Here is a 14013-nt window from a genome sequence, read left to right on the forward strand (position 1 = left end):
CTTACTTCAGTTGAACGCGTGGGTCGACTGCTTGATACAGCAAGTCGGTGAGCAGGTTGAATATCATGGTGGCGGCGGCGACGTAGATCGTGATCGCCTTGATCACCGGGAAATCGCTGCGTTCAACCGCCAGGATCACCTCGCGGCCAATGCCTGGGATCGAGAAGAAGCGCTCGATCAGGAAAGCGCCGATCAGCAGCGCGGGCAGGTTCGACATGACGTTGGTGATGATAGGAATCGCGGCATTGCGCAAGACGTGCACCCACAGGATGCGGCGTTCCTTGACGCCCTTGGCGCGCGCGGTGCGGACGTAGTCCTGGTTGACTTCGTCCAGCACGAAAGTGCGGTACAGGCGCAAGCTGGGAGCGATGCTGACCGCCAGCATGATCAGGATCGGCAGCGCCGAATAGTGGAACAGGTTTTCCCAGAAGCTGTTGCCCCAGCCCTGCACCGGGAACAGGCTCAGCTTGTAGGCGAACCAGTACTGGAACAGGATGATGTAGACCAGGATGCTGATCGACATGCCGACGGTGCAAGCCACCATCACCATGCGGTCGACCTTGGAGCCGCGGATGAAGGCTACGGCCAGCGCCAGCGCGACGGCGATCAGGGTTTCCAGGATGGTCAGCGGGATCAGCACGGTCATGGACGGCCCGAGGCGGGTCATGATGACATTGGCGACCGATTCACCGGTGCTCCAGCTGTTGCCGAAGTTGAAGGTGACGATCTGCTTGATGAAGATCCACAGCTGGATGTAATACGGCTGGTCAATCCCCAGCTGGGTGCGGATGTTGGCGATCTGTTGCGGGTTCGACATCTTCCCGGCCAGGATGTAGGCCGGGTCGCCGCCGACCCAGTTGAACAGGAAAAACACCAGGACGATAACGCCGAGCATGGTCGGCAGCATTTGCCAGAGTCGGCGCAGGATATAAGCGGTCATGGATATTCTCCTCAGTGCAGGCGCTGGCCTGAAATTTCGGCAAAGAATGCCTTGCTGTTAGGCTCGCGGCCGAGGAAGGTGCTGACCATTTCGCCAGCCGGCTTTTCGGCGCCGCGCGACAGGATGTCCTGGCGGTACAGGTGGCCTACTTCCGGGTTCATCAGCTTATCGTTATAGCGCGACAGCATGTCCAGCGCCAGCACTTCCGACCACATGTAGCCGTAGTAGCCGGCTGCATAGCCGCCCATCAGGTGGCCGAACTGGCCTGGGAACTCGGTGCCTGCCACATAACCGAGCGGCGTCGCGCCTTCCATCTTTTGCCAGACGGCGAGCGGCTGTTCCTGGTCGGCCTTGTCGTTGTGGATGGCCATGTCATAACCGGCGTACAGCAGCTGGCGGGCATAGCGTATGCCGCGGCCGTAGTTGTGGGCTGCGGTCAGGCGCTGCAGCAGGGCGTCGTCGATAGCCGGGCAGGGGCTCTTGCAGAAACCGGCCAGCAGCGTCAGCGATTCCTTGCGGCGCGCCCATTCTTCGTACATCTGCGATGGCGCTTCGACAAAATCCAGCTCGACGTTGGTGCCGGCCTGGGTCACATACTTGGTGTTCGACAGCACGCCGTGCAGGACGTGGCCAAATTCGTGCACCAGGGTTTCCAGCTCGTCGCTGTTCAAGCCGTTGCGGTCGAAGTTGGTGACCAGGGTGGAAACCGGCGTGCGGTGGGCCAGGGTGCTGACGCCGCGCGTGGCCCAGGCTGCCGCATGGCCGTACTTGCCTTCGCGCGGGAACAGGTCGAGGTAGACGCCGGCGATGCGCTTCTTGCTGGCGCTGTCGATGACGTCGTAGTACTGCACGTCAGGATGCCATACCGGCACCTCGACGCGTTTGAATTCGACGCCGTACAGAGTGCTGGAAACGTTCAGGATCCAAGGCACGGCGGCATCGGTAGGGAAATATTTGCGCAAGGCTTCCTGGTCGACCTTGTAGCGCGACTGCTTGATTTTCTGTTGCCAGTATTCGGAATCCCAGCGTTCCAGCTTGGTTTCTGCCAGCGGCGTCTTCAGCGTCTCGGACTTGAACACGCGCAGTTCTTCGATTTCCTTGATTTCCAGCTGGGTGACGGCGGTTTGCACTTCCGTCAGGAATTTGTCCACGGTCTGCGGATTCTTGACCATGCGGCGGCGGGTAACCAGGTCGGCATAGCTAGGCAGGCCGAACAGGGTCGCCATTTCATGGCGCAGGTCCATCGCCTCTTTCAGGATCGGCAGGTTCTTTGGCGTGCCGTGGTTGGCGAACGCGATCTGGTAGCGGCGGCGCGCATCGCTGTTGTCGGCCGATTCCATGAAGGGCTTGTAGTCGGGGTAATCGAAACCGAGCAGGTAGTTGCCCTTGTCGTCGCGCTTGGCGCGCGCCAGGTACGCTTCCGGCATGCCTTGCACTTCGGCCGGGGTGAATGCCAGTTTCTGGTTGTTGTCGCGGATGTTGCGCGCGAATTCCTGGCTCAGTTCGTTGAGTTTGTCGAGGATGGCTTTCATGCGCGCCCGTTTTTCGGGCGCCAGCGAGACACCGGTATCGTCGAAGCTGTAGAGGACATCCTGGCGCAGCTTTTTTTCCACCGGATCGGCCGGCTGGATGGCCTTGAAGCGGGCGTACAGCTTTTCGTTCTGGAACAGTTCGGTCGACAGCTTGTTGAGGTCGATCAGGCAGGCTTCGGTGGTGCTGCGGACCTTGGCGTCAGGCGAGACATTGTTGAGGATGTCGACCGGGCCTTGCAAGTCTTCGAAGGCGATCTGCAGGTCGTTCCATTCGGTGAGTACTTTCTTGCTGTCCTTGGCGCGCGCCGGCGGCAGCTTTTCCAGTGTCGACACGCGCTTGCGCAGGGTAGTCAGCGTGCTGTCGCACAGGGTGGGGATGTCGTCCGCTTTCAGCAACGGGATCAACGGGCGTTGCGTGCCTTGGGCGGCTGCCTGGTTCAGCATCAACGTGAATAACGTTGTGGCGACCGGCAAGAAAAATGATGATGGTTTCATGCATTTCCTCAAATAAGGGCTGAGTGAAAATTCAAGTTATATGGAAAGGGGTGGACGGCTTCCTGCCGTCCGCGGGCTTATTTGGTTTTGTCGATGTCGTAGTACATCCATTCGGTAGGCATCACCGGATGCTTCTTGTAGCCGATCACCCTTGGCTGCGCAATCATGTTGCGGTAACGCGCATAACCGATGCGCGATGGCGAATAGACTTCCAGGATGCGCGTCATCTTGTGGTACAGCAGGTCGCGTTCGGGACCGTCCGGCAGCTTTTGCGAGGCGGCATAGAGTGTATCGAATTCAGGGATCTTGGTGCAGCCATTGTTGTTCTGGCCGATATTCGGTCCATAGAACAGCTGCATGAAATTGTCGCCGTCAGGATAGTCTGCGATCCATGGCGCAGTGCGGGTTTGCAGCTGGCACTCTTTTTCTGCCTTGAGCAAGTCAGGAAAGGTTTTCAGGTCGCCGACCATGCGGATGTGGATGGTGTCATAGGTTTTTTTCCACATTTCCGATTGCTGCTGGCCGTTCGAATCGGCGCGGGCGGAATAGCGTACCGTCAGCGGTTTGCCGTCCGGCAGGGTGCGGTAGCCGTCGCTGCCGATCTTGTAGCCGAACTTGTCGAGCAGGGCATTGGCGACTTCCGGTTCGTACTGGATACTGCTCTTGTACCCAGGGTCGTAGCCGACCACGCCTGGCGGGATCGGGTATTCCAGCGGGATTGCTTCGTCGTTCCAGACCACCTTGATTTCTTCGCGCACGTTGTGCGCCATGGCGATGGCGCGTCGGAGCGCGATCTTTTCCTTGCTCAGGCCGCCCAGCACGGGGTCCTTCATGTTCCAGTAGAAGTAGCTGATTTCAGGGTCGACGATACGCGACAGCTGAACACCGCGCTTGACGAATTCCGGTTTCAGCTTGCCGCCGGCCATGACTTGCGGCGCCAGCGGGCCTTGCAATTCGGTGATGTCGACTTCGTCTCCCTCGAATGCCAGCAGGCGCGACTGGTCTTCCACCATCACGCTGATTTCAACGCGGCCGATCTGCGGCATGCGCTTGCCTTTCATCTTGGCCACGATAGCGGCATCGCCAGGATCGGCGCTAGGCTGGAAATCCCATGTGTAACCGCGGAAGTCCGGGTTGGCGGTCAAGACCATGCGCGAGCCGCGTATCCATTTGCTCAGGATGTAAGGGCCGGTGCCGACCGGATGCCCCATCACGGTGCCTTGGGCGTCGCGGTATTTTTCGATCACTTCACGCGCCACCGCGCTGGTCGGCTGGTGCGCCAGGATCATGCCAAGGTTGAAATCGGGCTGTTTCAAGTGGATGCGCAGGGTATAGCGATCCAGCAGTTCGAAACCGGGAACATTGGCGTCGTAGTCGAAATGGCCGGTTTTCTTGGCTGTTGCGGCAATTTCGTCGAGGCCGACTACTTTGCCTTCCAGCAGCCAGGTTTGCGGCGAAGCCAGCTGCGGATCGAACAGGCGTTTCCACGAATAGACGAAATCGGCCATGGTCAGTTCGCGCTTCTTGCCGTTGAATACCGGATCATCGGCAAAGTAGATCCCTTTTTTCAGGCGGATCGTATAAGTCATGCCGTCGGCGCTGACTTCCGGCAGGGCTGCCGCTGCCGAAGGCATCAGCTTGGCCGGCCGCGCCAGGTATTCGTAGGCGAACAGCGTTTCAAATACCGACTGGTTCACCAGTTGCGAATACAGGTCGCGCGTCACGGCCGGGTCGAAGCCGGTTTCCGGCGCCACGAAGACGAAGCGCAATACCTTGTCGGGATCAGCCGGTGAAGTTGGCGCGGCCACCGATACCTTCATCGGCAGGGCGCACGCCAAACACGCAACCAATATCCCGCGTAACCAAAGCGAGTTCATACCATGTGTCTCCTTCTAAATATCTCTAGCTAAATAAATTGGAGCTGCGGCAGGCAATGTTTGCCGCAGCTGGATTGTCTGTTACTGAATAGGTGATGAATTAGTGTTTTTCGACATCGATGTATGGCCACTCGGCGTGCAGGATAGGGTGCTTCTTGAAACCCTTGACCCATGGCCGCACCAGCCAGCTGCGGATCCTGGTCGTGTTCAGGACCCAGGCTGTGTCAGCCTCGACCTGCCGGTTCATCTGCTGGTATATCTGGTTGCGCTCGGGGCCGAGCGGCAGCGCCATCGCTTTGGCGTAAAGCGAATCGAAAACGGGGGACTGGTAGCAGCCGTGGTTGCCATGGCCGGAATTCGGCCCGTACAGTAACTGCAGGAAATTCTCTGCTTCGGGATAGTCGGCCATCCAGGCGGCGCCCCACATCGTCAGTTCGCAGGAAGTGGCGGCCTTCAGGTTGTCGGCGAAATTGCTGACGATGAATTTGGTCTTGATGCCGACCAGGTCCAGTCCGCGCTTCCAGAGCTCGGACATTTCCTGGCCGATCCCGCCCTGGTTGGAGGTGTACTTGAGCAGCAGCGGCGAGCCGTCGGGCATGGTCCGATAGCCGTCGGCGCCGCGCTTGTAGCCGAAGTGATCGAGCAGTTTGTTGGCCAGTGCGGGATCGTAATCGATGCTGGTCCGGTACGCCGGATCGTAGCCGCCGACTCCGGGCGCAATGATCATTTCCAGTTTCATGGCCTGGCCATTGCGCAATAAAGAGGCTTCTTCCTTGTTGTTATATGCCATTGCTATGGCGCGCCGCAATGCAATTTTTTCGTTGCTGTAACCGCCTATGACGGGGTCTTTCATGTTCAGGACGGTGTAGGTAATTCCGGTATCGACCACGCGTTGCAGCTGGATGCCTTGCTCAGCGTAGGCCGGCTTGAGTTTGTCGCCGTCCAGCACGCTTAGCGCTGCAGTATCGGGCATCTTGTCGAAATCGATCTGCTTGCCCTGGAACGCCAGCCAGCGCGACTGGTTTTCTTCAATGATGCTGATCTCGACACGTCCGATCTGCGGCATTTTCTTGCCTTGCATATCCTTGATTACCTGTTTGTCGACGGCGTCGGTGGAAGGCTTGAAGTCCCAGGTGTACCCGCGGTATTCAGGGTTGGCGACCAGGACGATTTTACTGCGCGGGACATACTGTTCCAGCATATAAGGGCCGGTTCCCACCGGATGCTGGCCGGTTTGCTGCCCATAGGCATCGACGGCCTCGCGCGCCATGGCGCCGAAAGCGCTGTAAGCGACCACGTTCAGGAAGTTGTAGTCCTTGGCGTTCAGGACGACTTTGAGGGTGTAGCGGTCAGGCGCCTGCAAGCCGGCTATCGGCGTTTCGTAGTTGAAGTGGCCGGTTTTCTGGGCTTGCGCTGCCAGCTCGTCAAGGCCGGCGATCTTGCCGGCCAGGAAATTGGCGGACGGCGAGCGGTTTTTCGGGTCAAGGACGCGCTTGAAAGTGTAAATGTAGTCTTCGGCGGTCAATTCCCGCCGTACTCCTTTGAAAGCCGGGTCGGGAGCGAAATAAATGCCCTTCTTGATGTGGAAGGTGTAGGTCTTGCCATCCTCGCTGATTTCCGGCATCGCTTCCACCGTCTTGGTCACCAGCTTGGCCGGGCGGGCCAGGTAATCGTAGGTAACCAGGGGTTCAAAGATGACTTCGCTGACCCAGCCCGAATAGAAATTCTGGGTGCGGGCCATGTCGAAGCCATCGTCTGCGGCTTCGAATGCGGTGCGTATCACTTTCGCGGGATCCGCCGGATTGGCTTCGGCACTGCCGGCGAAGGTAGCCAGCGCCAGCACGGGCGCCAGGAATAGATGCTTGAACTTGACGAAATTCGACGTTTTACGGATCATTTTTTTTATGCCTTTTGAGCAAGTGGTTATTTTCTATCTGCGATCAAGATTGCTTATCCTGATCACAAAACAGCGTCATCTCCGATGACATCGCATTCTCCGCCGGTAAGCGGATAGGCGATCAATAGTTTCTGTTTCCCACTAAAAATCCGTTAAAGCCGGAGTGCGTCGCCTGTGGCGCTGGGGTGGAATTCATTCATTTCACTGGTCTCCTTCGTTGTCGTTGATTTTTATGCCTGACGGTCTGCGCGCGTTCGAGGTCAAGGCGGCATAGTACAGAATCCGGCGTAAAAAGATAGATAATCAAATCGATGTTATTGCAAAAATTACAGCTTCTCTAGTGTTTTTCAACATCCAGGTACTGCCAGTCAGCCTGCAGGATGGGATGGCGCTTGAAGCCCTTGATCCAGGGCCTGATCAGCCAGTTGCGCGAGCGCGACACGGTAATCACCCAGGCAGTGTCAGCTTCCATCTGGCGGCTCATGGCTATATAGAGCTGGTTGCGTTCCGGGCCGGGCGGCAAAACCTTGGCTTTGTCGTAAAGCGCGTCAAAGGCCGGCGAGCTATAGCAGCCGTTGTTGCCTTGCCCCGCATTGGGGCCGTACAGCAATTGCATGAAATTGTCGCCTTCCGGGTAATCCGCGGACCAGGAGCCGTTCCACATCATCAGCTTGCACTCGGTCGCCGCTCTCAGGTTGTCGGCGTAATTGCTGACCTTGAAATCGACCCGAATGCCGATCTTGTCCAGCCCGCGCTTCCAGATTTCCGAGAAAACCACGTTTTTCGCACTGGCCTCGGTCGCCATCTTGATAACCAGCGGGCCACCGTCGGGCAGGGTGCGATAACCGTCGGCCCCGCGCTTGTAGCCGAAGTGGTCAAGCAATTTGTTTGCCAGCGCCGGATCGTAGGCGATGCTGCTGCGATAGTTGGGGTCGTGGCCCACCACGCCTTCCGGAATCACCATTTCCGCCTTTACTGCAAGCCCCATGCGCACCTGGGAAATTTCATCCTGGACGTTGTAAGACATGGCGATAGCGCGCCGCAAGGCATTCTTTTCCAGGCTGTCGCCGCCGAGCAAGGGGTCTCTGAAATTCATGATGACGTAGGCTAGCCCAGGCTCGATCACGGTATTCATGCGAATGCCTTCAGCCTTGAACGACGGCTTCAGTTCCGTGCCGTCGAGTACAGTCGGCGCTGCGGCTTGGGGCAGGAAGTCGAAGTCTATCTGCTTGCCCTGGAATGCCAGCCAGCGCGACTGCTCTTCCTCGATGATGCTGACCTCGACTCGGCCGACCTGCGGCATTTTCTTGCCCTTCATGTCGTGCACCAGCTGCTCGTCCCAGGCGCTGCCGGTCGATTTGAAATCCCAGGTATAGCCGCGGTATTCAGGATTGGCGACCAGCACGATCTTGCTGCGCGGTACGTATTGCTCCAGCATATAGGCGCCGGTGCCGACCGGATGGGCGCCGCTCTGTTCGCCATAAGCGTCGATCACTTCGCGTGCCTGGGCGCCCAAGGCGTTGAATCCCATGATGTAAAGGAAGTTGTAATCGGGGGCGGTGAGCGTGATCTTCAGGGTGTAGCGATCAGGCGTCTGGAGGCCGGCTACCGGTGCATCGTAATCGAAACGACCGGATTTTTTCGCTTTTGCTACCGCTTCGTCCATGCCGGCGATTTTTCCTTCCAGTACGTTGGCCGATGGCGAACGGTTTTTGGGATCGAGAAATCGCTTGAAGGAATAAGCATAGTCCTGGGCGGTCAGCTCGCGACGCACTCCCTTGAAGGCAGGATCGGGGGCGAAATAAATGCCCTTCCTGATATGGAACACGTAGCTTTTTCCGCCATCGCTCACCTCGGGCATGGCTTCCGAGGCTTGCGGTACCAGCTTGGCGGGGCGTGCCAGATAGTCATAAGTCAGCAAGCGCTCAAAAATTGCCTCGGCAATCCAGTTTGAATAAGCATTGTAGGTGCGGACCAAGTCGAAGCCATCGTCGGGGGCTTCGAGAGCCACGCGCACCACTTTGGACGGGTCCGCTGGATTATTGCCCGCTTGCACTGAAGTCGCGGCGCCTGCAACGCCAAAAACGAGCAATATTGGTGCAATGCACGATCGATTGAATTGTTTAAAGTTCCACATGGTTTCAGTTTGCTTTTTTGTCTTTTTTACAGCGGATTGTTTCCCGCTGTTTCGTATTTTCGCGTCAGAAATGGCGTAGTTACGCCGTTAAACCGGCCTATACATTTTTTCTTATACAGCTATGCGTATTTGTTATTTGGCGTATATAAGCAACAGTATCGCAGGCGTTACCAAATTAAATGCAGCTTTTATTTTTTTTAGGATACACTATTTTAGCTGCATTACATCATGTGGCATGTTTTTTGCTTGTAGGTGTCGGTGGAAATATTTCTGGCAAACAATCACAAATTGGGCCCAGAAAAATAACTGCCAGTACTGTTTTACACGCGAAAGAAAATCTGCTTTTTGGTCGTTGTTGTGAAAAGATTTTTGACGCATCGCTCAGAAGGCGATTAACAAATCGTGTTTGATTTATTACAAAACTTAAATTTCAACTCTAACTTTTACCCATAGGGAGTTTGGTTATGATGAAGGAACGGGGATTGCCACGTTCGCTGCGACTGATGTTTTCAGGCGGCGTTGCTGTGGGGCTAGGTCTGTTGGCCCACTCAGTGCAGGCGCAGGAGACGAAGACGGACGATGCTCCACAACAAATGCAACGAGTCGAAATTACTGGCTCATCGATTAAACGGGTTGCGAACGAAGGTGTTTCGCCTATCACGATTATCAAGGCTGACGATTTTGCCAAAGCCGGTATTACCACTGCCTCAGAAGCGTTGGGTAGTATCGCTGCAAATCAATCACAATTTACCACTTCGACTAACGTAGGCAAGGGCGGCACCGTTGGTGCATCAGCCGACTTGCGTAGTCTGGGCTCGAACAAAACGCTGGTTCTGCTTAATGGCCGTCGTCTTGCCAATAGCGCATTTGACGGTTCCACCGTTGATTTGAACATCATTCCTATTGCTGCCTTAGACCGCGTTGAAGTCCTGCGCGACGGTGCTTCTGCAATTTACGGAACCGATGCGATCGGCGGGGTGATCAACTTCATCACCAAAAGATCGTATACCGGCCTGAACGTTTCCGGCGAAGGCATCGTCCCGTCGAAAAGCGGCGGTCAGGAAGGACGTATCAATGTGTCCGGCGGTATCGGCGACCTGGATAAAGACGGCTACAACTTCTTTGGCGTAGTCGATTACCATAAACAAAGCAGGATCACTGCCGGACAGCGCGGAGTTACCGGTAATGTCCCAAGCCTTGGCTTGAGCCAAACCAGCGGTAATACCTTTCCGGCTAACTTTGTCGACACCGGCAACGGCGTCTCTGGCAATCCTTTGCTGGCAACCGGCTGTAATGCAGCGCACCTTGCGCCAAACGCCAAGGGCACTTCTTGCCGCTACGATTATTCCTCAACTATCGATGTAGTCCCAGAAACCTCTGAACTTGCCGTGATCGGCAAGGGTACGTTCAAGCTGAATGCCGATAACAATGCGTCGATCGAATACCTGCATTCCGAGAGCAAGGTAAAGCAAACTGTCGCGGGCGACGTGTTTTCTGGTAACGGTAGCGACTATCTGCTGCCTAGCTCCAGCAAGTATTACCCAGGCAACGGTACTACGCCTGCTGTCGCTGGTCTGAGCGGCGACCCATTGTCGGTCAACTTCCGTTCTGCGGGATTTGGCGGCCGCGTAAGCGAAGCTAAAAACACGGCAGACCGATTGCTGTTGAGCCTTGACGGCACGATGTGGGGATGGGATTACAAGACCGGCCTGAGCTATGCAGTCAGCAAGGCGCAGGAAACACTGGTTAGCGGCTATCTGAATAACGATGCCGTAAGAGCCGCGCTGTTGAACGGTACTCTGAATCCATTTGGCGCCTCTGATCCAGGTGTGTACGACGCGATTAAGAACACAGGTAAATACCTGGATGCTAAAACCACCATCTCGTCGTTGGATTTCACGGCAAGCCGTGAAATCGCGCAATTGCCGGCTGGTCCCCTCGGTTTTGCTATCGGCGGCGAATACCGGCATGAGACAGCAGAATACGACATCATCCACTCGGTTGCCGACCTGTCCGAAAGTACTGGCTCTTCGACTTCCCAATCTCAATCCGGCAAGCGTAATGTCGGCGCCGTATTTTCTGAGTTGAGCATCCCGATCGTCAAGAATCTGGAAGCGCAGTTAGCCGTGCGTTACGATGACTACAGCGACGTCGGCAGCACCATCAATCCAAAGATCGGCTTGCGCTGGCAGCCTGCCCAGAACCTGATGTTCCGCAGTTCATACAGCACGGGCTTCCGGGCGCCAAGCTTGTACGAACTGAACCAGCCTGCCTCGACCACTTTCACTTCCGGTTCGTATAACGATCCGAAGCTGTGCCCAGGCGGTAACGTAGCTGCAGGCGGCGTTGAAGTGCGCGATTGCAATACGCAATTCTTCACGCAAACCGGCGGTAACAAGTCTTTGCAGCCAGAAAAATCGACTTCGTTCACTCTGGGTACGGTTTTTGAACCGATCAAGGATGTGACTGTTTCGATCGATTACTGGAATATCAAGATCAAAAACCAGATCGGCGTGATTTCCGAAGCTGATATTTTTGCTGATCCTAACAAGTATGCAAACCTGTACATCCGTAAGCCTGATGGCTCGCTGGACTACATTGTCCAGACCAACCAGAATCTGGGTAACGTTCACACCCAAGGTTTCGATTTGGGCCTCGGATGGCGTTTGCCTAAGACCCGCGTTGGCGACTTTGCATTTTCCATCGACGGCACTTACGTTACGCAGTATGACTACCAGAGCGAAAAGGGTGGGCCTTACCTGAACAATCTGGCTGTTTATGCTGGCGGTGTCGGCTCCACGCCAGGAGTGGTTTTCCGGTGGCGCCATAATGCGACGCTTAACTGGAAGAATGGTCCATGGGGCGCAATGTTCCAGCAAACCTTCAGTACCGGTTACGTAGATGCAAACAACGCTGTGTCGGCTCCGTACGATACGCATAACGTTGGTTCATATACCCGTTACAACACTTCGTTGACATACACTGGTATCAAGAATCTGACGCTGACAGGTGGTATCAAGAATATCCTTGATAAGAAACCGCCTGCCAGTAATCAGGTTGATAACTTCCAGATCGGCTACGATCCACGTTATGGCGACATCGTCGGCCGTGCGTTCTTCGTCCGCGCCAACTATCAGTTCTTTTAATCACAGGAATCGATTGGCTTAAGTTCTTTTCGCAAGCAAACCACCTGGGAAGTTTTCCAGGTGGTTTTGGCTTTTTCGAATGGAGTAAGCTGCAAGATCTTTCTGCTGTTTTATAAGTCATTGATGTAGTATTTACAGACGCGCACTAATTAGGGGAGAATGACCAGTCATCCTTTTGTTTGATTAGCAATGAAAGGAAGTCTGATTGTTCATCCAGGTGCTAAATCATTTTGCAAAGCAGGCGCTGATTGATTGGTACATTTTTTGCGTTAGGTAAACAGGCTAGTAGTTCACTCATCTGATTGCATGTAGTTTTGGCAATTGAATAATGTAGTATCGGAGGAAAGAGGCATGGATTTCACGCAGGATGGGAGAAACCCTTCCAAGAATATAGTTGGCATCAGCGTGGTGGTTCTTCTGCATGTAGCTCTAGTTTATGCGTTGATTACAGGGCTAGCCCGTAAGGTTGTCGAAGTCATTCAACAACCGGTCGAAACCAAGATCATCGAGGAGATCAAGCCGCCACCGCCGCCGCCACCACCGAAACAGGTAGTACCGCCGCCGCCAAAATCGGTTGCGCCACCGCCGCCTTTCGTACCTCCACCAGAGGTAAAAGTAACGCCGCCGCCACAAGATAACGTGATTGCAGCTGTAACAAACGTCAAGCCGCCGACCAATGACTTGCCTACTTCGGTAGCGCAGCCATCGACCACCGGTGAGGCAGGGCCTTCGCATACCAGTGCAAAAATTGCTGGAAACTGCGACAAGCCGGAGTATCCAAGAACTTCGCTGCGTAATGAAGAAGAGGGTACTGTCACTGTCAAGCTGACGATCGGAGCCGACGGCAACGTGGTCGATTCCACTGTGCAAAAGGGCAGCGGTTTCAAGGATCTGGACAGAGCCACGGTAAAAGCGTGGAGCCTGTGCCATTTCACCCCTGCCATGGCTGACGGCAAACCTGTGCAGTCTACGACAACAATGCAGTATGTCTGGAAGCTGGAATAATCAAAGTGTAGAACCACTACCTTGTCCGTTATCCTAGCAATCTAATTTATAAAATTTGGAGTATTAGTATGTCTATCACTCGTAACCGCTTATCCGCCCTTGCCACCGCCCTGATGATCTCCGCCGCGACGATCTCAGCGCCACTGGCAGCAATCGCCCAAACACCAGCCGCCGCATCGGCACCAGCAGCGTCGGCACCAGCAGCCTCAGATGCGCCGAAAGCGGCCGACACTGCTGCAGCGGCATCGCTGGCAGATAGCCCAACCCCGCCGCCACAGCCGGCAGCCAAGGAAACCGTGGACAATCCATACGGCCTGGACGCCCTGTGGAAAGGCGGCGACTTCGTCGCCCGCGGCACCCTGATCATCCTGGTGCTGATGTCGATGGGCAGCTGGTACATCATCATCACCAAGCTGATCGAGCAGGTGAAACTGATGGGCCAGGCAAAAAATGCACAAAAGACATTCTGGAAAGCCGCTAGCGTCGAGGCAGGCGTAGCCGGCCTCAAGCCAAACAGCGCTTACCGCTTCATCGCCCAAAACGGCGTGAACTCCACCCAGCACCATGACGGCGCCCTGCTGGAACAGATCGACCTGAATACCTGGGTGACGATGTCGATCCAGCGTTCGGTAGAAAAAGTCCAAAGCCGCCTGCAAGACGGCCTGGCATTCCTGGCAACTGTCGGTTCGACCGCGCCGTTCGTCGGCCTGTTCGGTACCGTCTGGGGTATTTACCACGCGCTGACAGCGATCGGTATCGCCGGCCAGGCGTCGATCGACAAGGTTGCCGGTCCGGTCGGTGAAGCGCTGATCATGACCGCGATCGGTCTGGCAGTGGCTGTGCCTGCGGTGCTGGGCTACAACTGGCTGGTTCGCCGCAACAAGAGCGCGATGGAAGAAATCCGCTCGTTCAGCGCCGACCTGCACTCGGTCCTGCTGAGCGGCGTGATGTCCTCGAGCTCGGCGGTCCAGGTTGCCCACATCA

9 protein-coding genes are annotated in these 14013 nt (G+C 55.8%); 4 read left to right on the forward strand and 5 right to left on the reverse strand.

The features are described from left to right. Nucleotide 1: 1 nt before the first annotated feature. From BM062_RS21140 to BM062_RS21160, 5 genes are all read right to left on the reverse strand, one after another. Entirely contained in the window at nt 2–940 is a 939-nt protein-coding gene (locus BM062_RS21140) for an ABC transporter permease (protein WP_092400522.1), read from the reverse strand. Between the two features lie 11 nt (nt 941–951). Further along, on the reverse strand, nt 952–2967 hold the full coding sequence (locus tag BM062_RS21145; protein ID WP_175501113.1) for a M3 family metallopeptidase: 2016 nt from the start codon (nt 2965–2967) through the stop codon (nt 952–954). A 77-nt stretch (nt 2968–3044) separates the two neighbouring features. Then, a complete protein-coding gene (locus BM062_RS21150; RefSeq protein WP_092400525.1) occupies nt 3045–4844 on the reverse strand; it encodes an ABC transporter substrate-binding protein in 1800 nt (599 codons plus the stop codon). Nucleotides 4845–4944: 100 nt separating this feature from the next. Beyond that, a complete protein-coding gene (locus tag BM062_RS21155; RefSeq protein WP_092400527.1) occupies nt 4945–6741 on the reverse strand; it encodes an ABC transporter substrate-binding protein in 1797 nt (598 codons plus the stop codon). Between the two features lie 337 nt (nt 6742–7078). Further along, a complete protein-coding gene (locus BM062_RS21160; RefSeq protein ID WP_254785198.1) occupies nt 7079–8752 on the reverse strand; it encodes an ABC transporter substrate-binding protein in 1674 nt (557 codons plus the stop codon). A gap of 305 nt (nt 8753–9057) precedes the next feature. Here BM062_RS21160 and BM062_RS25335 point away from each other — a divergent pair, with 305 nt between their 5' ends. The 4 genes from BM062_RS25335 to BM062_RS21175 all read left to right on the forward strand — a co-directional run. Continuing rightward, entirely contained in the window at nt 9058–9288 is a 231-nt protein-coding gene (locus tag BM062_RS25335; protein WP_139220152.1) for a hypothetical protein, read from the forward strand. 54 nt (nt 9289–9342) lie between these two features. Beyond that, on the forward strand, nt 9343–12024 hold the full coding sequence (locus BM062_RS21165; protein WP_092400531.1) for a TonB-dependent receptor: 2682 nt from the start codon (nt 9343–9345) through the stop codon (nt 12022–12024). A gap of 351 nt (nt 12025–12375) precedes the next feature. Next, nucleotides 12376–13029 (forward strand): energy transducer TonB, encoded by a 654-nt coding sequence (locus BM062_RS21170; protein ID WP_092400533.1) that lies wholly within the window; start codon nt 12376–12378, stop codon nt 13027–13029. 68 nt (nt 13030–13097) lie between these two features. Further along, nucleotides 13098–14013: MotA/TolQ/ExbB proton channel family protein (locus BM062_RS21175; protein ID WP_092400547.1), on the forward strand; the 916-nt coding region annotated here is incomplete at its 3' end.

This window comes from Collimonas sp. OK412 (assembly GCF_900112135.1).
In the GTDB taxonomy this organism is placed as follows: Bacteria; Pseudomonadota; Gammaproteobacteria; order Burkholderiales; family Burkholderiaceae_D; genus Collimonas; species Collimonas rhizosphaerae.